Origin of the sequence: Paenibacillus ihuae, from assembly GCF_001368795.1 — a bacterium.
Taxonomy (GTDB): domain Bacteria; phylum Bacillota; class Bacilli; order Paenibacillales; family Paenibacillaceae; genus Paenibacillus_AQ; species Paenibacillus_AQ ihuae.
Window position 1 is genome coordinate 4,176,465 of sequence record NZ_LN831198.1, and the last position, 25,324, is coordinate 4,201,788.

Sequence of the window (25,324 nt, forward strand, 5' to 3'; positions counted from 1 at the left end):
GTCCGCCTAAATAACAAATCCCAAGTCTGGATAACAAATTATAAAGCTTGTCTCATGGTGCCGGTATTGCTCCGTTGTTCATCAACACCACATCATCGACATCCACCGCAAGATGGCCTGTGCCTCCGTCGGTAATATTTCCCAGTTCAAATGAAATTCGGCCGATGGACGTGCTATCTCCCGTAACGTCGAATTCCAAGGTGTAAGTGTTGTAGTCCGTGCCAAGATCAACCACTTTGCTGGCATAACCGTGCCAGGTGTAATTATTTGCGGCATCCAGCCAGCCGATGCTGATGTTCATTTTGCGTGCTGCTTCTGCCTTGGCTTTAAAAGTGAGTGTATAATGATTGCCTTCGTTGTAGGCTACTCCCTCGTAGTAGACCTGCCGGTCCCAGCTGTTCGACCCTGTGGAGCCTACCTGCATGCGCAGCGCCCCATTTACATTGTCAATAGACAATTCTCCGCTGTCGGATGAATAGCTGCTCCAGCCCTGCAGCGGAGCCGAGAAGTCTCCGTTCGGGATCAGATTCTCCCCATAGGCTTCACCAGCCATCACCGGACTCACCTGAAGCAGGGAAATGTTGCTCAGCTTGATCCTATGCGCCTCCAATGGCTCCGACACCTTGCCTAGACTGAACTGAAGCAGGGCAGCGGGATCGCTTGCCGGAGCGGTAAACAGGTATTCGAAATGTCCCCCGGCTTCGCTCAGGTCCACTTTCTCGTTCATATATGCGGTCCAATCCTTGTCTATAGAGCCGTCATGCTGCAGAAGTATGCGAATCTGCCGGGCTATGGATGCTTCTGCATCGAAGCGGAGCAAATACTTCTTCCCTTGCTCCATCGGAATCCCGCCTTGCTTCACCTGGACATTCCATTCCTCGTCACCGCTGCCGCCAAGGTCAACCTGTAATGCTCCATGCTCGGCAGTCATTACAGTATTTTTTACCGGATCATTGTCGACCCAGTCCTTCTTGAACAGCGTCCAGCCTTCGGTGGTAGCCTCCCTGAAGCTGCCGTTCACCACCAGCTCACGGGAAAGATCCAGCCAAGCCAGGTTGTAGCCGCTGCCTTCAAGACGGAAATAATAGCTTCCGGCAGGCAGCTCAAGCGGCACGCCGATGACGGTGCGGTAGGATTGGAGTCCTCCCGTATCCCCGATTGCCGCGCTGTACACGGCTGCCGTCGCCACACTGCGCTTGCCGGCATCCAGAACGGACAGTTCCAGTTCGGATTCGGCCTGTACACTGGATACCCTGGCCACAGGAACTATGCTTGCCGCCTGAGGAAGAACCACTTTGTACTCCGCGTAATCGCCCTTGTTCATATCGGTGATATCCTTACCGCCTTCGCCGCTTGGCATCAGGGTGATTCCCGATGCTCCGGAGTACTGATCGCCCCGGAGATGCAGGTAGCCGTTTAATGCAGGCGGCTCGGCCATACGGACCAGACGCACATTGTCGATCTCAGTGTGCCCGGCAGCCTGGCCAAGAAGGAAGGATAACGTACCTTCGGTGCCAGCTGTGCTGGACATAGAGATCTCCGCTGTGTAGCTCTTCCATTCCGGCGTCAGAGTGAGCGTTGATCCGTCAGGATAGAGGGTATCTCCGCCACCGGCTTCCAGCTTTATACCCATCGGCTGAGACTGTTCCGACCTGGCATCGAAATAGAGCTGATAGACGCCTCCTGCAGACACTGGCAGACCTGTCTGAGTAAGCATCACATCCTCCGCCGACTTACCGGTGGTATCGACTTGGGCACTGAATATCCGTTTCATGAGCGGAAGCTCCAGGATATTGGTTACCTTAGCATCCGCCGCTGCGCCCGATTCCGGCTTAACTGCAAATCTCCAATAGCCCAGCCGGTCTTCTCCCAGCTCAAACCCTCCATTGTAAATGAGGTTGCCGTCAGCCAGCGGAGTGCGGACTACCGGCAGAGGCTGTGTCTCAACTACTCGGACATTAGCGAAATAGGCTGTAATATCGTTTAGACCGAGATTGAATTCAAAACGGACATTGTTGTCGGTAGCCTGCGCCATGTTAAAGGTGTACTCAAAAGATTGCCAATCCGGGGTAAGCTGGAAATTCCGTTCCTTAGAGTACGCTGTCCATCCGCCGCCGAATTCGGTCAGCTTGCTCATCACCGGACGGACCGCATCTGCTTTGGCATCAAACGTTACTTTGTAGGCTTTGCCCTTCTCCAGAATAAGCGGCATTTGAGTGAGCTGAACGGAATAATTTTGGGTTCCCGCCTGTTGGATAGCCACCTTCACGGCCTTACCCTTATCCTTGTCTTCGATGACGGAAGCTGTGCCCGCACCGCCTGCATTCTTGATTAATTCCCAGTATTGCGGAAGTCCGTCCGCTGCTGTGGCGCCTTTGAAATCTCCGTTGTAAATCTGGTTCCCGTCTGCAAGCACAGGACGCTGCGGATCTGAGGTCTCGGGCTTTGTTGGCCGCTTTCCCGTTACGTCAGGCCACTCATCCAGCTTCTTATACTTATAGACTCGGACATAATCGACATACATCTTATCGGACTGGAAGTCTGCCGCCGGGTTACCCGGCCAATCGCCGCCGACCGCCAGATTGAGAATCATATAGAACGGCCGGTCAAACGGCGCAGGATACGTGTAGTAATCCGGCTGACCTTCTGCCTTAGTCCCCCAATCGCTCGTTTCGAAATACATTTTACCGTCCACGTAATACCGGATCAGGCCCGGAAGCCATTCAAGCGTGAAATCGTGATAATCGTCGGCGAATGTTTTGCCTTCGGGCAGAACGTAAGTCTTCGATTGGGACGTGTGCGGAATATCGTAATGAAGCGAGCCATGAACGGTTCTCGGGTACAGATCAGCCTTCTCCGTATCACCGGCCACCGGTCCCGTCAATTCCATAATGTCCATCTCGCCGCTACCAGGCCAAGGTCCGTACTGCTTCTCTTCATCGGTTGGCATCATCCAGATGGCCGGCCACATGCCTTGCTGAATCGGCAGCTTGGCACGCACTGTGAATTTACCGTAAGTCCAGTCGCCTTTCATCTTGGAGGTCAGCTTGCCGGAAGTATACTCTTTCCCGCCGTAAGCTTCCTTCCGTGCTTCCAGTGCTAGCACACCCTGCCCGCTCTCCGTTTCGAGTGCAACGTTGTCCGGATGGTAATATTCCAGTTCGTTGTTGTATACAGTTCCGGTATCCTGTACATTCCATTTGTTCCCGTCAATGGAGCTGCCGTCGAATTCGTCGTTCCAGACCAGCTCCCATGGATCGTTATGGGTTGACGGAGTAGCCGTCGCCGTTGCAGCCGGTGTAGCGCTGGCAGCCGCAGTTGCAGTTGGTACTGCACTGGCCGTCGCTGCAGGCGTCGGTGACGGTGTCACTCCTCCTCCGTTTCCACCGCCGGCTGCGGTAACCGTAGCGCTGGTCTGCGGTGAGGATGCACTGCCGGATAAGCCCCTAAGTGTCTCTCCGGTTTTGAGGGCTGTGCCGTTGAGAAGCACACTGCCCGCCTTCGGATCAAGCAAGCCTATGTGCCCCCGGTTCACAATCTCTGATCCGGCAGCGCCGGCACCGACGATTAGGGCCTCCACCCTTGAGCCGGTCCCAATTTCAACTTTGGCCGGCTGGATCAATTCGATCCGGGCCGCTGAGCTTTCATCCTCCAGGACGAGCCGCACAGGCACTTTGGGCTTGTCTACAATCGTCTGCCCCAGAGAAGACTTGTGAAAGACCACCGAATGCCCGCCGCCTCCGGAGATACGGGTGGTACCCTTCACCTTGAGTCCGGATAACGACACTTCTCCCTCCCCTATTCCGGCAGTCACATAGAGGTTTCCGTTGACCGATCCGCCTTCAATCCGTACGTCCGCCCGGTTGACAATAACGCTGCCGGACACCTCTCCAATCGAATAGCTTCCTTTGTCCGGACTAATCCATCCAATCATACGTCCGAGCAGCACCGCCAGCTCGGCGCGTGTCATTGGAGCCTGCGGATTCAGCTTTCCTGCCGAGTCGCCGCGAATATAACCGGCGTCAAGCATAGCGCTCACTGCTTCCCTTGCATATTCGCTGACGGATGACCCGTCTGCCTGCAAGGCCAGTGCAGTTTGAGAGGCGGCCTCCAGCAGGAAAGCCCGGACCAGCATTGTTATCACTTCCTGCCGCGTTACAGCAGCTTCCGGCTGAAACCGGCCGTCCGCGTAACCCTTGATAATACCGGCTGCATTGACCCCGCCTATATCCTTGCCATACCAGGAAGAAGCGCTTACATCACTAAAAACGGCACTCCCTGAATCTGTGTAGCGAAACACCCGGTTAAGAATAACTGCCATCTCTGCGCGGGAGACTGCCCGGCTGGGCCCAAATTGCCCCTGACCGTCTCCTTGCAGAATCCCGGCAGCCGCCAGCCTGTCCGCCGCCTCCGCCGCCCAATGCTGTTTCATATCGGCAAACATTGCCGTTCCGGCTGCATTAATGTTGCTTGCGCTTACTGCTGAGCCGGGAAGCCCTTCCGGACCGGCTGCTTTTGCGAGTCCGATGTTCCCCGGAAGCTGCAGACCTGACAGCAGCATAACAGTAACCAGAAGCTTAGATATTCCCCTGCGGTACATCTTCACATTCCCCCTTATGTAAATACGTGTAGACTTCCGGCGTTGCCGCCGGTCGATTTCAGTATAGAGTCCGCCCGCTGCAGGTAACATACCAATTCCTTAGTGCGTATAACAAAGATGCAACTTTCGCATAAAACAAGAAGAAACGGCATAGCCGTCCTTTATGGGACGGTATCCGTTTCTGCGAGAAATAGAAGGATAATTTATAATGTAAAGCATATAAATTCTTATATTTTGAAAAAAGCCTAACTCTCAGACAGCTGCAGCAGCTGCCTGGGAATTAGGCGCGGTGAATCTATGTAACTCTTGTTGAGCTTCATTAGGTTTCAAATCAGGAGGATGCATGGATTTGGGGGAAATCCTGAGCAATATCCTCACCCGAAAACAGGTCGTCAAGCGAACTGAGCGTGCCGTCTTCTTCCACCTGATAAACCGACATTTTCTCACCGTTGACCGTAAGTTCGATGAAACAGCCCCAGCAGTAGAACTGGTGTGAACCGATCTTGCCGATATCCTTGGAGTTGCAGTTTGGACACTTCATATCATACATTCCACCTATCCGTTAACAATATTAATGGCTTTTTGTAGCCGTTCTTCGCTCATCGCGGGAACCAATACGGCATTCTCCCCAATGGACATCCCTTCAGAACAAGGCAGCCATTTGCGGCCTTCGATCAAATCAGTTACAAGCCCGTCACTGATTTCCAGCGCTACTATTGTGTTTCCCAACTTCTGGTCAAAATAAACATCGGATATTCGTCCTAGATTCGTTCCGGATGCAGTCAGTACCTGCAAATCCTTCAGTTTGTTCTTTCCCAAAAGAAAAGTATATGGTATATGGTCAGTGTCGGCCTTAACAATCGACTCTTTACTGCGAATCATAATAGCATCTTCGCCATAAGCGACAATGTCTTCCCATGCCACAACTTTCACATGACTGGAGAAAAAAGACTTGCTTTCCAGTTCAATACCCGTAATATTCCAGTTTGAATCGAGTAAACAATCGACAAGTTTGCCGACTTCGTTACCTTCTTCAACTTCATATATAGTGAGGCCAATCAAATCTTGAAGTTTCATGACTGCTAAGTCCCCTCACTTTGAGTATACTTACGAGTTCCCAGAGAAGTGAAACACTGAAACAGACACAAGACTGTAGCAATCCCTGGTCTTATTTACGCAGCCGGTTCAGAATGGTTTCAACTTTTTGGGCAACGTACTCCATTTCTTCATTAGTATTACCCAAACCTGTGCTAAAACGAATCGCTGAATGTAAAAGTTCTGCCGGAAGTTTCATGGCCTGCAGAACATGCGAAATTTCAAGTGACCCCGAGGTGCAGGCAGAACCGCTGGCAGCAGCAATCCCCTCCATATCCAGGTTCATCAGGAGCACATCCGTGCTTGCTCCCGGGAAGCTGACATTCAGAATTCCCGGCAAAAAATGCTGTGAATTACCGTTAATCACGTAAGCGTCCCGCCCGATCCGGCGGTCGAGCTCCTGCAGCAGTGTGGTTCGCAGCAGCAGAGCATGGTCCTGCCTCTGTGTCAGGCCCAGTACCGCAAGTTCTGCCGCTTTGGCAAACCCGGCCGCACCCGCCAGACTCTCCGTGCCGGCCCGTCTGCCGCGCTCCTGCAAACCCCCGTGCTGTCTGGGATGCAGCGGCGCACCTCGGCGTACGTAGAGGCCACCTATGCCCTGCGGACCGCTAATTTTGTGGGCGGTAAAGCTCATGTAATCCACCGGCAGCTCACGCAGTGTGACCGGAAGCATTCCAAGGGCTTGTACAGCATCTACATGGAACAAAACACCTCGCTCAGCGGCCAATTGTCCAATCTCCACAATCGGCTGCACCGTTCCAACCTCATTATTGGCAAACATTACACTAATTAGAACAGTATCTTCCCGCAGAGCTGCTTTAACATCTGCAGCAGCAACTAACCCGTGGAGTCTACCGGCAGATAGGTGATGGAATAGCCCTTCCGTTCCAATTCCCCGCAGGTATGCAGGACCGCATGATGCTCAACAGCTGTAGTAATGATATGCTTACCTTTCTCTGCGGTGGCGGCGGCAGCCCCGAACAAGGCCAGATTATCGCTTTCCGTGCCTCCGCTGGTAAAGATCCATTCATCAGGCGCACAGCCTAAAAAGCCCGCGATAGAATCGCGCGCACCGTTAATAATCTTTTTGGCGGAACGTCCGAACTGATGTACACTGGACGCATTGCCGTATTCTTCGATCATTATATTGTACATAACCTTAGCCACCTCCGGATGAACCGGGGTTGAGGCGGCGTGGTCCAAATAGATGGGCTTCATGATTTGTTTCTCCGCTTCTTGAAATTGAATTTCAGTATTTTCTTAGAGGACTACTCGATTATACTGCTGAACAGATTCTTTTACCACCCGGGAATAAACACAATATTGTAATCTCTGTCAAGAGGCTGAACCTCCAAACTCCCAGCAGGTATTCAGCTAATTTTCAGCTTCACCTGATATACTGCCTCGGCGAGCACCCTGATTTTAAGATATCCTAAATTCTTCCAGACGGGCGGCAAGCTCATCCTCGGAGATGACCTCAATGCCGTTTTTCCGCAGCAGTGCGGCCGTTACGCCTTCTCCGGGAATTTTTCGGCCTGCGAATTCTCCGTTATAGATCATTGTACTTCCGCAGGATGGGCTGTTCTGCTTGAGCACTACGGTAGCAGCGCCGAATTCACGGGCTGTCTCCAGGGTCACATGAGCTCCCTTCAGATACATCCCGGTAACATCATTTCCTGATTTGTCGATCACCCGGGCCTTCCCGTTCAGCACATCTTCGCCGGTTCCGCCAATGATTTCCGCCGGTTCCCTAGGGGTAGAGAAGCCGCCAAGCAGCTCGGGGCAGACTGCAATTGCCTTGCCGCTGTCCAGCAGACTCATAAGACTCTCTTCCAGACAATCTGTACCATTATATCTGACTTTCATCCCGGCCAGACAGGCGCTTACCAATATCACAGGATCACTCTCTTTCTTTACTTCACTATTTAATGCAGCATGATTTATAATAGCTGTAACTGTTCAAGTTCTATTAATAATAAACACCCAAGAAGCATAGCACGGGGTTCTAAAAGCTGTAAACTTTGCCGTCCAGTAGCAGATGAAAACGGAGGTGCAGCCAGGATGTGCGGCAGATACACGATTACAGTAACAATGGAAGAATTGATGCTCCGGTATTTTACAGATGACTCCAGTATTGTTCATTACGCGCCTAAATTCAATGCGGCTCCGATGCAGCATATTCCGGCGGTCATTCATAACGGCACCTCTAACAAGCTGGGATTACTACGCTGGGGGCTGGTACCTTCCTGGGCCAAGGATGAAAAGATCGGAAGCAAAATGATTAATGCCCGTGCAGAATCACTGCTGGAGAAAGTCTCCTTTAAAGGGCTGATCCGCTCACGCCGCTGCCTTATACCCGCCGACGGGTTTTATGAGTGGAAGCAGCAGGCCGGCGGTAAACTACCGATGCGGATTGTACTGCAGGACCGGAGTATTTTTTCGATGGCCGGCTTATATGATATTTGGACAGATGCCAGCGGCAACAAGCTCAGCACCTGTACGATTATTACCACAGAGGCGAACAGCCTGATGGCGGACATTCATGACCGGATGCCGGTTATTCTCAGCCCGGAAGCCGAAGCAGAGTGGCTGGACCGCAGCAATCAGGACATCCCTTCCCTTATGCGTCTGCTCCGGCCATACGATGCGGCACAGATGCGCGCCTATAAGGTATCCTCAGAGGTTGGTAATGTGCGCAATGACTATAAAGATCTTATTAAAGAAGCCTGATGCACAAGCGGCAAACATTACAAATTTGTCAATTATCCATTTTTACGTGTAAGGAAATGTCAGTTGGTTTAAATAAGTACATGGTTAAAAAAAGCATCTATATTTTAAGAGGAGATAGTATTTTGCAAACACTAAAATTCCAACAAGCGATCGCTGAAGGATCTCTGCTCGAGATTCATCTGATCAGCGGTGAAACCTATAGAGGGATATGTAAAAAGGGTAAGTTAGCGGATTCCTTCGAGCTAAAAACAGACAAGGGTCTATTATCCTTGCCCTATTGGACGATAAAACGGTTCAAAAAAATATAGATGCGGTAAGCATTCATGAGGGGTCTTTGCCTTTTTTTCTAAGCAGCTTGGCTTTGGCCAGAGTTGTCCCTTGCGGGAAGGAAGTGAACTGGCTTTTGGATATGCCGATTTGTTGAGAGGTATAGATGCCGGTATGCCCCGAGAACAAATAACTCACCAGACAAGCGATAAAGAGGTACACGGCCCCTTCGGCTCCAAACAATTCAATGCCCATCAAAAAGCAGGCGATAGGCGTGTTAGTGGCACCGCAGAATACAGCGACAAAACCGAGTGCAGCCAGAAAAGGGGCATACAGGTGTAAAAACCCGGATAATGCATGTCCCAATGTAGCTCCAATGACAAACAACGGAGTGACTTCCCCGCCTTGAAAGCCCGCTCCCAGGGTCAGCGATGTGAATACAAGCTTTCCTAAGAAGGCAAACGGAGCAACGTCCCCGGTAAATGAATCCTGAATCAAGGGGATCCCCAGCCCCAGGTAATCTCTAGTTCCCAAAACGTACACCAGCACAATAATCACTACGCCACCGACAGCACTTTTTATCATTGGATTAGCGAACCAGCGGGTATAGCCCTTTTTCAGCGCATGAGTCAGCTCACTGAACAGGATGCTCGTAAGTCCAAACAAAATGGAAGCAATCACAACCTTAAGCAGCACTACAAATGTCAGAGAAGGAATATCTCCTATGGGATAGTGCAGATGTGTGATACCCCAGAATGAAGTAGCTGTCAGGTTACCGACAAAGCTGGCGATAAAAGCGGGGATCAGCGCTTCATGGCTGATTAATCCAATCGCAAGCACTTCCAGTCCAAACACCGTTCCCGCTAAAGGTGTTCCAAAGATCGAGCCGAAGCCGCCGCTAATCCCGCAAATCAGCAGAATCCTCCGGTCAACGGGGCCGACCTTTAACATCTTTCCAAACCAATCGGCTAAGCTGCCGCCCATCTGCACCGCGGTCCCCTCCCGTCCTGCAGAGCCGCCAAACAAATGGGTAATAAGCGTTCCAAATAATACAAGCGGAGCCATCCGCAGCATTACGGGCTCATTGCCAGCCTGAATTTGCTCCAGAATTAAGTTATTTCCTTTAGCACTGCTGCCCCCGTATTTGAAATATAACAAGCTGACCAGCGCCCCTCCCAGAGGTAGCAAAAAGAGCAGCCACGGATGGGCCAATCTTATATCTGTCACAAAGTCCAGGCTTTTCAGAAAAAAGGCTGACGCTGTTCCTGTTAATATCCCTACTCCGCCTCCGAGTATAATCCACTTCAGTAAAGTTCCCCACGATGCAGCAAACCACCATTTCTCAGCAGCCGCAGACCATCTTTGTTTCAACCGGGTCATACCATTCGTCTCCTTCGTGTGAAAATCGTACATAAAAATAGACTCCTACCAGGAAATATTTCGCTGGTAGGAGTCATCAGCCTCGCGGCAGTTACGGCGAACTCCATCGCCCTAGTATCGTAGACTTATTTTAGTATTTCGCATCAGAATCGTCAATAGTGAACACTGGCCAGTTTACGAAGAGCTCGGCATTTTATTCAAAGTCTTGCCGACAGATGTCACAAATAACACAAAAACAGCCTAATCTACCGACACAATGTGACATATGGGTCATTTATAATAACAATAGTAAACAGGTAAGTTTTATACACTTTCAAAAAACCTACATATACCTTGCCCTATCTGCCTAAATTTTTCATTTTTTATCATTTCCCTAAAATAAATGTACTACAAAATATTATATTGACGTAAGAATTATTAACATGTACTATAAACCATAATTTATATACAAAGGTTTTGCCCGCCATGTTGGGGAATTTCATCCTGTCTCTAATTGACCTTCGGTCTATTCAGCATCCGTGCTGCACTGCAGAAACGGACGTCGCATAACAGAGCAAAGGGTTATTACAGTGGACAGAAGAAACACTTCAACATCATTAAGATCCATTCATTGGGCAAACACTATCTATCTGCCGAGGAGGTTGAACAAAGCCTTAGATTACAGAGAGACAGCAAGGGCGCGGACTGCATCCCAGAACAACTCAATTTTAAGTCCAGTATCCAGGTAACCTACTTACCCGCACTTAAAAAAGGAGGAGTAAACGGAATGACAAAAAAAAGAAATTGGTGGTCTATCTTACTTATCGTATCGCTCATAGGAATTTTGTTCACTGGCTGCAGTACAAATAACACTACAAATACTCCTAACGCTACTGCAGAGAGCACAGCTCCTGCTGAAAGTGCAGCACCTGAAGCCTCTGCACCTGCCGCCGATGCACCGGTTGACGGCGGAACCCTCGTAATGAGTACCTTCTCCGATATCGTTAATATTAACCCGCTCCTGATTGGCGACACCTCTTCAGGCGATATCGCCAACTTCGTATTCGCACAAATCTATGATCTGGACCGTGCAGGTAATGTAACCGCTGAACCGTGGTCGCTGGCTGCAGAGCTTCCGGAAATCTCCGCGGATGGTCTCACCTACACCGTTAAATTGAAAGATACAATTAAATGGAGTGACGGTCAGCCGATCACTGCGGATGATGTAGTGTATACAATTGAAACTGCGAAGAATCCGGAAACCGGATCACCGCTGATCAGCCAGTATGATAAAGTGAAGACCGTTGAAAAGGTAGATGACCATACCGTTAAATTTACAATGAACCAAGTCTATGCTCCGTTCCTGTATGCTTTGTGCCAAGCCATCGTGCCTGCGCATGTTCTGAAGGATGTTGCTCCAAAAGAAATGCAAACCAACCCGTACGGCACAGACCCTTCTAAAACCGTAACAAGCGGACCATGGAAATGGACAGCCTGGAAACAAGGCGAAAGCCACACGCTGGATGCCAATCCAGACTACTGGGGAGAAGTTAAACCTCATATTTCCCAGCTCGTATACAAAATCTACGCGGATCAGAATACCGAGGTTCAAGCCATCCTGAAAGGCGACACCGACCACATCAGTGCAATTCCGGTAACACAGGTTGAAGCAGCCAAAGCAGACGGCGATATTGCGATCATCCAAAAGCCGGGTGCACAGTATGAATATCTTGGATTCAACTTTGATGCGAGCAATTTCAAGGACAAATATGGATTATTCGAAGGCCAGAAAACCAGACAGGCGATTGCCCATGCTCTCAACCGTCAAGGTATGGTTGACAATATTCTTAAAGGTGTAGGCGCCCTGATGAATGCACCGTTCCTGCCGGATACCTGGGCTGACCCGGGTGATGCAGCTGTGAACTATGATTACAATGCAGAAACCGCCAAGCAGCTTCTCGCTGAAGATGGCTGGGTTGCCGGCAGTGACAAAATCCTCACTAAAGACGGTCACCGCTTCTCCTTCGAGCTGCAGTACAATGCCGGCAACAGCCGCCGTGAACAGATCGCTGCCGTTATCCAGCAGAACCTGAAGGATGTAGGCATTGAAGTGACTCCTAAAGCCATTGACTTCGCTTCCTGGATTGACCAGAATGTCACCCCGGGTAAATTCCAGGCGGTTCTCCTGGCCTGGTCCCTGAATAACCCGGATCCGGATGCAGAAAGTATCTATTCCTCTAAATACTTCCCGCCTGCCGGTCAGAACGCCGGCTGGTATAAGAATGAGAAGCTGGATCAGCTGTGGGTAGACGGATACTCCACTGTTGACCAGGAGAAACGGAAAGAGATTTATAAAGAGGTAGGTAAAGAAATCTCCACGGATCTTCCTTATGTATTCTTGTACCAGTACGGTCAGGCTATTGGTACGGGTCCTAGAGTCCACTGGGCAGAAGAAGATGCTCCAGAACCATCCCTCGCCTATGGACAATTCTTCCATGCTATTAAATGGTGGGTAACTGACTAAACATAACGGACACAGGAAATAGAATCTCGGAAGGGGAAAGAGAAGTCTCTTTCTCCTTCTCCTTTTTTGTCTTAGGGAGATTGCATTCCGGATTCTATACCTAACTTCTCTAGGAGGATATAGTTCATGACAGAATATCTGATCCGTCGCGTACTACAATCAGTACTGGTCATCTTTCTGATTACGCTGCTTACTTTTCTTCTCATTCACGCCGCTCCCGGAGGGCCGACTAAAGTGATGCTGTCCCCGGGACTATCCCCTGAGGTGCTTGAGCAGCAGGCCAAGAATCTCGGTCTGGATAAACCTATTCCTGTCCAGTATGTCCGCTGGATCGGCGATTTGCTGCAAGGTGATTTGGGTTACACTTTCAAAAACCATATTGCTATATCCGATCTGCTTTGGCCGCGTATCGCTAATACCTTCATTCTGATGGGGGCTGCCTGGCTGGTTTCGCTGGTGATCGCGATCCCATGGGGCATCTATAACAGTACCAAGGTATACGGCTTCTCTGATCAGACGGCCTCCTTCATCTCCTATCTGGGGTTCGCGATGCCTACCTTTTGGTTCGGAATACTGCTTCAACAGTGGCTGTCCATTAAGCTGGACTGGTTTCCACTCTCGGATATGCATTCTAGAGGACATGAGGGGGATATCGGAGACTTATTCATGCACCTCGTATTGCCCGTAACGGTTCTGGCACTTGGCTTCCTCGCCTCTTATATGAAATATGCCCGATCAAGCATGCTCGAAGTCCTGGATCAGGATTATATTCGCACTGCCCGGGCCAAAGGGGTACCGGAACGCAAGGTTGTATTCCGGCATGCACTCCGCAACGCGCTTATCCCAATTATTACGATACTGGGACTTGATCTGCCTATGCTGGTAGCAGGGGCTGCATTGACGGAGAATGTCTTCAACTGGCCGGGGATGGGGCGCTGGTTTGTAGAAATGGCGAACTCACGTGAATACTCGGCGCTTATGTCCATCACCATTGTCATAGCTGTCATGGTTGTCATCGGCAATCTGGTGGCTGATATCCTGTATGCCGTAGTAGATCCCCGTGTAAAACTCGGCAAGCAAGGAGGCAAAGCAGCATGAGTACCGACCATTCACAACTTGTTGCCCAATCGTCTGCATCTGCTTCCGGAACACCTGATAGCGGTTTGACACCTGCTCCCGGTCCGCAGATTTCAGCGGATGTCTCTAAACGGCCTCCCGGCCCATGGGTAGTGCTGTGGAAGAAGTTCTCCCGCAATCCTTACGCGATGAGCGGACTTATTGTATTACTCGTCTTTATTATCGCCGGAATATTAGCCCCTAAGCTCACCAAGTTCGACCCGGCAGCCATTGATTTGATGTTTCCCAATCTGAAGCCGGGTGCCGAAGGCCATTTGCTCGGGACAGACGAGCTTGGACGCGATGTGTTTACCAGACTTTTGTACAGCGCGAGGGTTTCTTTAATGATTGGTTTCTCTGTTGCCTTGGCTTCCGTTGCGATCGGTTCCGTTATCGGGGCAATTTCAGGATATTTTGGCGGCTGGGTCGATACGGTATTCATGCGCATTGTTGATGTGATGAATTCTGTACCTTCACTTTTCCTGAATATCCTGTTTATGGCCATCTTCGGGTCGCAGATTAAATACATGATTCTGATCCTGGCCCTGACGAGCTGGATGAGCATTGCCCGGCTGGTCCGCGGTACCTTCCTGCAGCTAAGGGAGATGCAATATGTTGAAGCCGCCAGAGCGATCGGCGTATCGAGCTGGGGAATTATATTCCGCCATCTGCTGCGCAATGCGAGCTTCCCGATCATCGTCAATGCGACTCTGATGGTCGGCGGTGCCATCCTGAGTGAATCGGCACTCTCTTATCTGGGGCTAGGTGTTCAGGCACCGAAAGCCAGCTGGGGAGTCATGCTCAGCAATGCCCAGGAATTCATGCTGGTTGACCCGATGCAGGCCGTATATCCGGGCCTGTGCATTCTGCTTGTAGTACTCGCCGTCAACTTTATCGGTGACGGAATCCGGGATGCTCTTGATCCCAGACAGCAAGTGACCAAATCCCGGAGGAGGCTGGAAAAATGGCGGAAAAATTACTCGAAATCCGGAAACTGACCACCGGCTTTGCCACCGAAAAGGGGCTCGTCAAAGCTACAGATGCAATCTCAATTTCCGTTAAGAAAGGCCAGACGGTCTGTCTTGTCGGTGAATCCGGCAGCGGGAAAAGCGTAACCTCACTGGCTATCATGCGTTTGATCGATTATGCCGGAGGAATGATTATGGAAGGCAGCATTGATTTCCATGGTCAGGATCTTGCCGCGAAGAAGCAGGAGGACATGCGTAAAATCCGCGGCAACCAGATCGCGATGATCTTTCAGGACCCGATGTCCTCTCTCAATCCGGTATTCACCGTAGGCGAACAAATAGCCGAGAGCCTTCGGCTGCATCAGAACAAAGGCAACGACGAAGCGATGAAAGCTGCTGTTGATCTGCTTAAGCTGGTTGGCATTCCGGCACCCGAGATCCGGGCTAAGCAATATCCGCATGAACTGTCCGGCGGGATGTGTCAGCGCGTGGTCATCGCCATTGCGCTTGCCTGCAATCCGGAGCTGCTGATTGCCGATGAACCGACGACAGCCCTTGATGTTACGGTCCAGGCGCAGATTCTCGATCTTCTGCGTAAGCTTCAGGCGGAGCTTGGCATGTCGATCCTGCTTATCACCCATGACATGGGGGTAGCTGCAGAGATGGCAGACCGGATCGCGGTTATGTATGCCGGGGCTATCGTCGAGGAAGGTACGGTTGAAGAGATTTTCGATCACCCCAGCCATCCGTATACAGTAGGGCTGCTGCAGTCCATTCCCGGCTTTGAAGGAGAACGCGGCGGTGAGCTGTATACCATTCGCGGAACCATCCCGCCGATCGGACAGCTTCCGTCCGGCTGCCGTTTTCATCCGCGCTGCCCGCATGCGATGGACGTCTGCCGCAGCCAGGAGCCGCCGAATTTCATGATTACGAGCGATCACCGGACGTCCTGCTGGCTGTTCCAAGACAAACCGGTCCAGACCGATTACAGCGATGAGGTGAGAACACATGGCTAAGGAAGCGGTTGTTACAGCTGACAGTAAAGCTTTATCCTCAGCCGAGATACTGGTTGACATAAAGGACGTCAAAAAATATTTCCCCATCACCAAAGGCCTGCTGAACCGGACCGTTGGCCAAGTAAAGGCTGTTGACGGGGTAAGCCTGGCCATCCGCAAAGGTGAAACCTTTGGTCTGGTCGGAGAATCCGGCTGCGGGAAGTCTACCTTTGGACGTCTGCTGCTCCGGCTGCAGAGTGTGACAGAGGGAGAAGTGCTGTTTAAAGGTAAAGATATTCATGCTCTAGGCCATCAGGAGATGCGCCGCCTGCGCGAGGAAATGCAGATTATTTTTCAGGACCCTTTCGGCTCACTAAATCCCCGTTTTCTCGTCAAGGATATTATCGGCGAACCGCTGCGCATTCACCGGAGCATGTCTGCACGGGATATCGATGCCAGAGTGGTGGAGCTCATGGAGCTCGTTGGGCTTGATGCCAGCCGGAGAAACCGCTATCCGCATGAGTTCTCCGGCGGACAGCGCCAGCGGATCGGTATCGCTCGGGCAATCGCGCTGAATCCGCAGTTCATCGTTGCCGATGAAGCGGTATCCGCGCTCGATGTATCCGTCCAGTCCCAGGTGATCAATCTGCTCATGAAGCTGCAGAAGGAGCTTGGACTGACCTTCTTATTCATCGCCCATGGCCTGAATGTCGTACGCCATATCTCGGACCGCGTAGGAGTTATGTATCTGGGTAAAATGGTTGAAGTCGCTGAGACGGAGACGCTGTTCGCCGCTCCTCTGCATCCTTATACAGCAGCGCTTCTCTCCGCCATTCCCAAGCCGACCCCAAGACGCAAGCAGGACCGGATTGTACTGGAGGGTGATGTCCCTTCCCCTGCCAATCCCCCTTCCGGCTGCAGGTTTCATACCCGCTGTCCTTTGGCACAGGAGAAATGCCGTATGCAGGAGCCGCTGCTTGAGGAGGCCGCACCCGGGCGGATGGTAGCCTGCCATTTTCCACTGGCTTCTGTGTAGCGGAAGACATCTTTAGGAAGCAGACAAAAACGCCTAACCGGCCGGTTAGGCGTTTTTGGTATAGAAGCTGCTGGAAAATACTGATGAGAAACCGTCTGCAGAGCAGCTCTAGATGTAGAACATATAGTTGTCTGCCTTGTTCTCTTCCTTATAGTTAATCAGGTCAGACAAGGTGGTGGAATCCATCACATCAGCGATGCTATCGCGGATGCGCAGCCAGAGATCGCGTTTGGCCGGGTCGTCTTCCTCGGTGAAATCAACCGGGGAGATAGGTCCTTCCAGCACGCGGATAATATCACCGGCAGTAATGGTGGCTGAATCGCGGGACAGAATATATCCGCCGTAGGCTCCGCGGATACTCTTTACAAGTCCGGCATTCCGCAGCGGGGCAATTAATTGCTCCAGATAATGCTCGGATAATCCGTTTTTTTCGGCAATGCTTTTAAGCGATGTAGGCCCCTCGCCGAATTTCAGGGCAAGCTCCATCATAATGGTTAATCCGTAACGTCCTTTTGTTGATATTTTCAAAGGGGCACCTCTTTCGGTTTAATTGCTGCTGGTGTCTGAATCATAGAAAGCTCAGTAGACATGAGAAATGTCATATCAACGTATTCCGATGTTTGCTCTATGCTTATGTTATCATATCTGCGGACACATTTGCAGCGCAAAACACAACTTTTTGGCAAAATGTTCGCCTCCGGTGGACAAATTGTCAAAACCGCCTGCTTTTCCGCAACAAATTCCTCTGATCAAAGGCAGCTTGGGGTAGACAGGTGTGTTATAATACAAAATGAGCCGGGTGTTTAGTGTGATACCGGTATTTTTTGCATAGAAAATGGTGATTACGATGACAAAGGCAAATCAGGATACACGTGTCGTCGTCGGCATGTCTGGAGGAGTCGATTCCTCCGTTACAGCGCTTCTGCTCAAGCAGCAGGGCTATGACGTCATCGGCATCTTCATGAAGAACTGGGACGATACCGACGAGTTCGGTGTATGCACGGCAGAGACCGATGCTGAGGATGTACGCCGCGTATGCGAGCAGATTGATATTCCTTACTATACCGTTAATTTCGAGAAGGAATACTTTGATAAAGTCTTTTCCTATTTCCTCGATGAATATAAGGCCGGGCGGACGCCTAATCCGGATGTGATGTGCAACCGCGAGATCAAATTCGGGGAATTCCTGAATAAAGCGCTGCAGCTGGGTGCCGATTATGTGGCCACCGGCCATTATGCCCGTGTGGTGGAGGAAGACGGTGTGTTTAAGCTGCTCCGCGGAGTGGACAGCAATAAAGACCAGACCTATTTCCTGAATGCACTGAACCAGTACCAGCTCTCCAAAGCGATGTTCCCGATCGGCCACCTGCCGAAACCGGAAGTGCGGAGAATTGCTGAAGAAGCCGGACTCTATACCGCGAAGAAAAAAGACAGCACCGGCGTCTGCTTCATCGGCGAACGCAATTTCCGCGAATTCCTCAGCCAGTATCTGCCGGCACAATCCGGGGACATGGTCGATATTGCCACAGGTGAAGTCAAAGGCCGGCATGAGGGCCTGATGTATTACACGCTGGGACAGCGGCAGGGCTTAGGCATCGGCGGTTCCGGGTCAGGTGAACCATGGTTCGTCGCGGAAAAGGATCTGGAGCGCAATATCCTTTATGTTGTGCAGGGAGACAAGCATCACAGCCTGTATTCCACCAGCCTGAACGCATCCGGTGTGAATTGGATCGACGGCCGGACGCTTACGCCTGGCGCAGCACCGCTGAAATGCACTGCTAAATTCCGCTACCGCCAGCCTGACCAGGGTGTTACGCTGACTGCGCGGGAAGACGGCACCGTACATGTCCTGTTCGATGTTCCGCAAAAGGCGATTACACCGGGCCAGGCCGTTGTATTCTACAATGGTGAACAATGCCTGGGCGGCGGAACCATCGAAGCGGCGGAGAAGGTCATTCCGCAGCCGCACTAAACCAGCAGACAGCATAAACTCTCTTCGGCCGAAAGCCAAAGAGAGTTTTTTGGTTGCCTTACCTTAGAGTTAGCTCATTAATAAACCGTTCAGCATTAATTCTGCCCGCGCCGCAGCGACTGATTATGGCGGATTTTGGCTTCATTGCCTTGCTCGGTTGCCTGATAGAATACTCTTCTGGCAATCTGCTTCGGCAGGTAATCCTGTTTGACATAATGGCCAGGGAAATTATGCGGATACTGGTATCCCTCATGCCCGAGCTTCACCGCTCCTTTGTAATGCGTATCTCGCAAATGCAGCGGTACCTCTGCGGATTTGAGTTCTTCGATGGCGTCCATGACATTCGAGATTGCCGTTACGACACCGTTGGATTTCGGGCTCTCTACTGCGAACAGGATGGCCTGGACAATATTAAGCTTCGCCTCCGGCCAGCCGTTATTACGGTAGGCGTCCAGTGCACTGACCGCCTGCACCATGGCCTGCGGGTTCGCCAGGCCAATGTCCTCGGAGCTTGCGGCAATCAGCCGGCGGATGAACGTCATCGGATCCATGCCAAGCTTCTCGACCGCGTAGAGAAACCAGAACAGCGCGGCGTCGCTGGAGCCGCGGATGCTTTTGTGAAACGCTGAGAGCACGTCGTATTGGGTGGATTCGTCCGCTTTGACAATCGGACGGCGGATCGATTCCTCCGCAACCGCCAGCGTGATATGCACGCTGCCGTCAGGCTCCGGCGCTGTCGTCATCGCTGCCAGCTCCAGTGCATTTAGCGCCCGGCGGATGTCGCCGTTGGCCATCCCAGCGATATGCAGCAGCGCGTCTTCATCCGCCTGCAGCCGCATAAAGCCAAGCCCCCGATTCTCGTCAGCGAGCGCCCGCCGCATCGCAGTCAGGCTGTGCTCGCTGGTCAAGGACTCCAGCTGAAACAGCGTGGAACGGCTCATAAGCGCCCCGTTCACATAGTGGAACGGATTCTCCGTCGTTGCGCCGATAAAGATAATCGTGCCCTTCTCCACGGCCGGCAGCAGTGCATCCTGGCGGGAGCTGTTGAAACGGTGCACCTCGTCCAGAAAAAGAATCGTCTTGGTACCGTACAGCGCCTTGTTGCTCTGCGCACGGTCGATCACTTCACGCACATCCTTTACGGAGGCTTCGACCGCATTCAGCCGCACAAATTCGCCTTGTGTATGGTGGGAAATAATATGGGCCAGCGTCGTTTTGCCGCAGCCCGGCGGACCGTACAGCAGGATCGAAGAGACCTGGTCCGCCTCAATCGCCCTGCGCAGCAGCTTGCCCTTGCCGACAATATGTTCCTGTCCGATATATTCATCGAGATTCTCCGGACGCATGCGGTCTGCCAGCAGACGTCCGCTTCCGGTATCATCCCCGAGGGAAAATAAATCCATAATTCCACTTCCTTGCTGTGATCTTGCAGGCTTTCCGCCTGCACACCTCCCTCTATCATACCATAAAATATAGAAAGAGCATGACCTCGCTCTATCAGCGGGTGCCATGCTCTTTGTTCAAAGGTTCAGGCTAGCGGTTCATCGCCAGCCGCATTTTTGAAATGATTTTGCGGATGCTTTCTTCCGAGAGGTGGTATCTTTTCTGCAGTTCGTTCACCGAGCAGCCGCTGCTGTGACTGCAGAAAATCTCTTCATTACGGCTGGCAATTTCCTGCCGCGAGCCGCTGTTTTCGCCCCATTTTACCCGTTGCTCCGTTTTCTTGGGAATATAAAGCAATTCACCTTGGATGTATCCCTGAAGCTCTTCGAGCAGGCCCGGGGGGAGCACATCCTTTCCATTTACATAACTCACGTTCTGTTTCCTCCTTCAAAAGGTGTGTCCCGTTGTATCCGTCAATAGCGCTTAAAGTAATAATCATGTAACCTGTCTCCTTTCTTCAGCTCAAATTTGGTAAATACCGTAAGTTCATTATATAAAACCCTATGGTTAGCGTCTACATTCATTGTCATTATTTATTTATTCTGTAGATGATAGGCTGTATCCCCTATCTAGTAAGAAGGAGGCCTCGCGGCCTCCCCTTTAACAGGTCTCCGTCTTAGACGGAAACCACCTCGTATACTGAAATCATTGCAATCAGCCTCCTTCCAGAAGTAATCTTGCCCGGCCGGACACTTATTATTAAGCCATAGCCAGGGGAGGGTTACAAGTTCAAGAATAGTTATAATCGTTCTTCACCAAAGGAAAAGATCAGCTCCCGGAGGATTCCGGCCACCCGTTGATCGTCTCTTCGCCGGTCATTTGCACATAAGCAGGAAGCTCTCCGCTGTGCAGCAGCCATAATTCATGAAGGGCACGTGTACAGCCGACATACATCAGCTTCGCATCCCAGGCGGCTGCCCCATAATGATCTGCATCGGCATCTGCAAGGATAACCGCATCGAACTCCAGACCTTTGGACAGATAGACCGGCAGTACAGACAGCCCGCCCAGATATTGGGTCATGCTGCCGTCAATCAGATGCAGATCGGCAAAATCCGCGGCCAGCTCCGCGTGCAGCTCAGCGGCTTCGCGCAGGCTGCGGGTAAGAACAGCAACCGTACGGTATTCACGCCCGGAGAGCGCCTCCAGCGCCGTTCTGACGGCACTGACGCGCGGGTCCGTACTTTTGCCGGCCTTAGGCTGCACTTCGCCGTAGGCAATCAGCCGGACCGGGTTCCCGCTGCGGAAGACCGGCACAGCCAAGAGCGGACTATGGACACCGGATGACAAAATGCCATTAGCAAACTCGATAATCTCCATCGTGGAGCGGTAGCTTCGGGTCAGTGCATGGTAAGCCGTATGTTCAGGTGCGAACAGGCTCTGCATTTCATCCCATTCATGCACTCCCTTATAGGCGTGAATTCCTTGGGACAAATCGCCGAGAATCGTGAAGGAGTGCCCCTTCACATACAAGTCCAGCACAGCAATCTGGAACGGCGAGAAATCCTGCGCTTCATCGATTACGATATGGTCAAAGCGCTCGCCGCCTTCGTTTCCGCTGAGCAGATAATGGATGTAGAGCAGCGGCGGCAGATCCTCCTCGCGCAGGATGCCTTTTTTCAGATCCTTGGCCGTCTCCTTGAGGACAGCTTGCGGAATCTGCTCCGGCGCTTCCGCCGGCCAGTCCTCTGGCACCTTCACGGCGCGGAAAATTTGTTTATAGATCATCAGCGGATCATATTTGGGCCATTTGGCGGCGTAGGCTTTTTCGCGGGCCGCACCTTTTTTCTTCCGGTCCTTCAGCGCTGCCGCCGAAGGGCTCTTCTTCAGTTCCATTTCAATCCAGCGGTGAATCCGCGCCATAACCCGTTCTTTGCGCTTAAGCGGCGGATAAGGAGCGTATTCCTCATTGTGCCAGCGGAGGATCATCGAGCGGCGCAGCACAGCACCTTCCCAGGGACTGAAATCGCCCTCGGGAACCGCCCCAGTCTCCAGCTGCCTGACCGCTGACTCAATTACACCCATCAGCACAGTAGATCCTTTGAAGCGGCTCGGCGTCTCTTCCGTAATTTCCGGCATACCGCCCGCCGATTCAAACCACCGGTTCAGCGTCTCGGCCGTGTTCTGTTCGGGCAGGGTAATATCCAGTACCTCCGTCGCCCAGTCCGGGAACGTGCTTTGGGCAATGTTGCCTACGCCGAGCTCTGGCAGCACATCTGAAATATAATCCAGGAACATCCGGTTCGGAGCAAAAATTATCATCTTCTCCGCCGATACCTGGTCCTTGTATTGATACAATAAAAAAGCCAGCCGGTGCAGCGCAACCGTTGTTTTACCGCTGCCCGCCACGCCTTGAATAATCAGCGCCGTGTTCTTCACCGCACGGATGATCTTATCCTGCTCCTCCTGAATCGTCGAGACGATATCACGGAGCCGGTTATCCTTGTTCTCACCCAGACGGTAGACGAGAAATTCATCCGATACCACCGGTGCATCGCTGTCCCGGTTATAGGTATCCGCAACCCGCTCCAGAATGCGCTTGCGGATAACCACGTTGCGCTTGAGATAGACGAGCCCCTCAATCAGCCCTTCCGGCGCTTCATAGGTGACCGGCTCAGTCCCTCCGGTAAACGAATAGAACAGGCTTGCTACCGGTGCGCGCCAGTCGATGACCAGCGGACGGTCGCTTACCTGTTCACGGTCTGCACCGATTTTGCCGATATATAGGGCCTTGCGGTCATCCTCGTCGCTGCCTTGGAAATCAAGCCGTCCGAAATAAGGCTCCTGCCTCAGCTTGGCCAGATCTTGGCGCCTCTGCTCCCTGGAATCCTCCAGCACCTGTTCCGTGTAATCGTGTCCTGTGTACACCGGAATGCTGCGCAGTCTCTCAAGGGTAGAATCAATTTCTGTAAGCGTACTATTCAGCCTGTCTTCTTCCTCTTGATAGGCACTTTGAAAGTTGTCTTCCAATTTCAGTTACCTCCTAAAAGTTTTTGAGCATAACAACTGTGAGACAGCTAAGAAAACACTGGCTTCGGAAGCATATGCTTAGTGTATTGAATATACCTCCGTGCAAGGCTGATACCACTTACACAAAAAAGGATTATCATCATATCACAACAAATTCAGGAAATCCAGAATTATCTAACCCATGAAAGCATGCAGAGCAAAGTTTGCCACGAACAGCCCGGCAATCCCGTAAAGCGCCGGCGGAACATCTTTGCCTTTTCCCATTGCCAGCTTGACGATCGGGTAAGTGATGAAGCCGAAGGCCATGCCGTCCACGATGCTGTAGGTAAAAGGAATCATCACCATAATCAAAAATGACGGAAACAGCTCGGTCATGTCGCTGAGATCCATCTCACGCACGTTTTGCACCATAAGCCCGCCGATGACAATCAGGATTGGCGCAATAGCGCTGTCCGGCACATAAGCCAGCAGCGGGATGAACAGGAACGTAGCTCCGAACAGCAGTCCGGTAACCAGCGAGGTCAAACCGGATTTGCCGCCGGCTGCGATACCCGCGGTTGATTCCGCAGCCGCTACCACCGGGCTGCTGCCGAACAAGCCGGCTGCAATATTGGCGATGGAGAGCGCCCGCAGGCTGCTCTTGAACCGCTCGGGACGGCCGGCCATCAGTGTCTGCGAGGAGATCAGCCCGATATTCTCAAATACAACAATCAGCAGGAGCAGAAATACGGCGATCCAGAACACCAGGCTGAGCCCTCTGCCCCAGTCCATTCCGGTAAATACAGTGCCATACCCGGTAAACACATGGCCGGAACCCGTTGTCTCCGGCTTATGCGCAGCTCCGAGCAGATAGGCCAGCCCTGTACCGGCAATCATGCTGATCAGCAGCCCGCCGCGCGTTCCGCGGATAAACAGCACCAGCGCCAGCACGAGGGTCACACAGGAAGTAATGACCGCCGGATCGCTGAAATGCCCGATTGCCACAAAAGTAGTCCGGTGGGCAATGACAATTCCGCTTTTTTGCAGGCCGATAAAGGTCAGAAACAGTCCAATCCCGACCGTGATCGCATGCTGCAGATTATGGGGAATCGCTTCGCTTAGAATCCGGTACAGCGAAGTAAACGCAACGACGGCAAATAATATACCGGTTACCGCCACAACAGCCAGCGCCTCCCGCCAGTCCAGCTTCATGGAATGCACCAGCGTGTAGGTGAAGAAGGCGTTGATGCCCATGCCGGGCACAACAATAATCGGCGTTTTGCCGCCAAAGGCCATAAGCAGACAGCCGGTAACCGCCGTCAGCAGTGTAGCCACCATTCCCGCCCGCAGCGGCATGCCCGCATCATGCAGAATAGCCGCATTGACCATTACAATATATACAGAAGCAAAATAAGATAGGATGCCCGCGGCCCATTCCCGTTTCCAGTTATCACCCGGTTCCAGTCCTACACTATTCCGCCAAACATCCGATTTCATTGAAAAACCTCCACAGATAGTTAAGTTCCGCTGGCTATTACCCGGTTTTGGGGCTTCATAAGCAGCGGAAAACCGCAAATAAAAGGGCGTGCAGCCGGTTATCCGGCTGCTTACGCCCTTCGTCCATCTTATATTTATTCGTTGCTTGAGCGGCTGCTATACACTGACGCCGCCGGCTTTTAATAAATCGTTAACCGCGACACTGACCATAATGAGGCCGACAACCGGAGGCACGAACGAGTTGCTAGCCGGCGGCTGCTTCGCCTTGCGCCGGTCCGGCGCGTCAGCCGGAACGATTTGTTCCGTCACATCCACACGCGGCTTTATCGGAATCTCGGTCGAGAATACAACCTTTACGCCTTTCTTAATGCCTTCCTTGCGCAGCTTTTGACGGATGACGCGGGCGATCGGGTCCATTTCCGTTTTGGAAATGTCAGCTACCTTAAACCGGGTCGGGTCCATCTTATTGGCTGCGCCCATGCTGGAAATCATCGGAATTCCGCGGGACAGGCACTCCTTAATCAGATGGATCTTATAGATAATGGTATCCGAAGCATCGATCACAAAATCCGGCTTCAGCTTGAACAGCTCTTCATAGGTCTCTTCCGTGTAGAACATATTCAGAGCAATGGCTTCAATCTCCGGATTGATCAGCTTGACGCGCTCGACCATCAGATCGGCTTTTTTCTGGCCGATGGTTGTCGTAAGCGCGTGAATCTGGCGGTTGATGTTAGTAATATCCACCGCATCCTTATCAATCAGGATAATCCGCC

The 25,324-nt window shown here is 51.8% G+C and carries 19 protein-coding genes, 1 pseudogene and 1 riboswitch; of the genes and pseudogenes, 8 read left to right on the plus strand and 12 right to left on the minus strand.

All coding sequences use genetic code 11. The features are described 5' to 3' along the window. Window positions 1-52 precede the first annotated feature (52 nt). The 5 genes and pseudogenes from AQR02_RS19245 to AQR02_RS19265 form a co-directional block, all read right to left on the minus strand. Window positions 53-4,600, minus strand: coding sequence for a carbohydrate binding domain-containing protein (locus AQR02_RS19245; protein WP_054941854.1), 4,548 nt, complete (start codon window positions 4,598-4,600; stop codon window positions 53-55). A gap of 331 nt (window positions 4,601-4,931) precedes the next feature. Beyond that, window positions 4,932-5,141 (minus strand): hypothetical protein, encoded by a 210-nt coding sequence (locus AQR02_RS19250; RefSeq protein WP_054941855.1) that lies wholly within the window; start codon window positions 5,139-5,141, stop codon window positions 4,932-4,934. Window positions 5,142-5,155: 14 nt separating this feature from the next. Continuing rightward, window positions 5,156-5,677 (minus strand): PRC-barrel domain-containing protein, encoded by a 522-nt coding sequence (locus tag AQR02_RS19255; protein WP_054941856.1) that lies wholly within the window; start codon window positions 5,675-5,677, stop codon window positions 5,156-5,158. A 91-nt stretch (window positions 5,678-5,768) separates the two neighbouring features. Then, window positions 5,769-6,913 (minus strand): annotated as a pseudogene (locus AQR02_RS19260) (cysteine desulfurase family protein). Between the two features lie 204 nt (window positions 6,914-7,117). Then, a complete protein-coding gene (locus AQR02_RS19265; RefSeq protein ID WP_054941857.1) occupies window positions 7,118-7,591 on the minus strand; it encodes a 2-thiouracil desulfurase family protein in 474 nt (157 codons plus the stop codon). Window positions 7,592-7,756: 165 nt separating this feature from the next. On the opposite strand from AQR02_RS19265, the gene AQR02_RS19270 reads away from it, so the two are divergent. Together AQR02_RS19270 and AQR02_RS32535 are read left to right on the plus strand one after the other, a co-directional pair. Then, complete coding sequence (locus tag AQR02_RS19270; protein ID WP_054941858.1) at window positions 7,757-8,425, plus strand: SOS response-associated peptidase; 669 nt, start codon at window positions 7,757-7,759, stop codon at window positions 8,423-8,425. A gap of 122 nt (window positions 8,426-8,547) precedes the next feature. Next, window positions 8,548-8,733 (plus strand): hypothetical protein, encoded by a 186-nt coding sequence (locus AQR02_RS32535; RefSeq protein ID WP_159067794.1) that lies wholly within the window; start codon window positions 8,548-8,550, stop codon window positions 8,731-8,733. A gap of 13 nt (window positions 8,734-8,746) precedes the next feature. On the opposite strand, the gene AQR02_RS19280 is transcribed toward AQR02_RS32535, so the two are convergent. Then, window positions 8,747-10,072, minus strand: a complete 1,326-nt coding sequence (locus AQR02_RS19280) for a voltage-gated chloride channel family protein (RefSeq protein WP_108722024.1) — start codon at window positions 10,070-10,072, stop codon at window positions 8,747-8,749. A gap of 60 nt (window positions 10,073-10,132) precedes the next feature. Continuing rightward, a riboswitch (Fluoride riboswitch) is annotated at window positions 10,133-10,192 on the minus strand. Between the two features lie 646 nt (window positions 10,193-10,838). Between AQR02_RS19280 and AQR02_RS19285 the strand changes: the two genes are divergently transcribed. The 5 genes from AQR02_RS19285 (at window position 10,839) to AQR02_RS19305 (ending at window position 16,690) form a co-directional block, all read left to right on the plus strand. Continuing rightward, the gene (locus tag AQR02_RS19285; protein WP_054941860.1) at window positions 10,839-12,575 is read left to right on the plus strand and encodes a peptide-binding protein; all 1,737 of its coding nucleotides are present in this window, start codon (window positions 10,839-10,841) and stop codon (window positions 12,573-12,575) included. Window positions 12,576-12,701: 126 nt separating this feature from the next. Then, the gene (locus AQR02_RS19290) at window positions 12,702-13,673 is read left to right on the plus strand and encodes an ABC transporter permease (RefSeq protein ID WP_054941861.1); all 972 of its coding nucleotides are present in this window, start codon (window positions 12,702-12,704) and stop codon (window positions 13,671-13,673) included. Beyond that, window positions 13,670-14,689, plus strand: a complete 1,020-nt coding sequence (locus AQR02_RS19295; RefSeq protein WP_054941862.1) for an ABC transporter permease — start codon at window positions 13,670-13,672, stop codon at window positions 14,687-14,689. The genes AQR02_RS19290 and AQR02_RS19295 overlap by 4 nt, the downstream gene beginning before the upstream one ends. After that, complete coding sequence (locus AQR02_RS19300) at window positions 14,656-15,675, plus strand: ABC transporter ATP-binding protein (RefSeq protein ID WP_054941863.1); 1,020 nt, start codon at window positions 14,656-14,658, stop codon at window positions 15,673-15,675. Before AQR02_RS19295 ends, AQR02_RS19300 begins: the two co-directional genes overlap by 34 nt. Further along, a complete protein-coding gene (locus tag AQR02_RS19305) occupies window positions 15,668-16,690 on the plus strand; it encodes an ABC transporter ATP-binding protein (protein ID WP_054941864.1) in 1,023 nt (340 codons plus the stop codon). Before AQR02_RS19300 ends, AQR02_RS19305 begins: the two co-directional genes overlap by 8 nt. A gap of 108 nt (window positions 16,691-16,798) precedes the next feature. On the opposite strand, the gene cymR is transcribed toward AQR02_RS19305, so the two are convergent. Further along, complete coding sequence (gene cymR / locus AQR02_RS19310; RefSeq protein WP_054941865.1) at window positions 16,799-17,218, minus strand: cysteine metabolism transcriptional regulator CymR; 420 nt, start codon at window positions 17,216-17,218, stop codon at window positions 16,799-16,801. A gap of 319 nt (window positions 17,219-17,537) precedes the next feature. Here cymR and mnmA point away from each other — a divergent pair, with 319 nt between their 5' ends. Next, entirely contained in the window at window positions 17,538-18,662 is a 1,125-nt protein-coding gene (gene mnmA / locus AQR02_RS19315; RefSeq protein ID WP_054941866.1) for a tRNA 2-thiouridine(34) synthase MnmA, read from the plus strand. Window positions 18,663-18,757: 95 nt separating this feature from the next. On the opposite strand, the gene AQR02_RS19320 is transcribed toward mnmA, so the two are convergent. From AQR02_RS19320 to AQR02_RS19340, 5 genes are all read right to left on the minus strand, one after another. Then, a complete protein-coding gene (locus AQR02_RS19320) occupies window positions 18,758-20,065 on the minus strand; it encodes a replication-associated recombination protein A (protein WP_054941867.1) in 1,308 nt (435 codons plus the stop codon). A gap of 130 nt (window positions 20,066-20,195) precedes the next feature. Next, on the minus strand, window positions 20,196-20,477 hold the full coding sequence (locus AQR02_RS19325) for a CD3324 family protein (protein WP_020427765.1): 282 nt from the start codon (window positions 20,475-20,477) through the stop codon (window positions 20,196-20,198). A gap of 396 nt (window positions 20,478-20,873) precedes the next feature. Next, window positions 20,874-23,075, minus strand: a complete 2,202-nt coding sequence (locus AQR02_RS19330) for a HelD family protein (protein WP_054941868.1) — start codon at window positions 23,073-23,075, stop codon at window positions 20,874-20,876. 174 nt (window positions 23,076-23,249) lie between these two features. Beyond that, window positions 23,250-24,551: an NCS2 family permease gene (locus AQR02_RS19335; RefSeq protein ID WP_054941869.1), complete on the minus strand. Its 1,302-nt coding sequence runs from the start codon at window positions 24,549-24,551 to the stop codon at window positions 23,250-23,252. Between the two features lie 156 nt (window positions 24,552-24,707). Next, window positions 24,708-25,324 (minus strand): tRNA threonylcarbamoyladenosine dehydratase (locus tag AQR02_RS19340; RefSeq protein ID WP_245237554.1); only part of this gene is annotated, 617 nt, incomplete at its 5' end.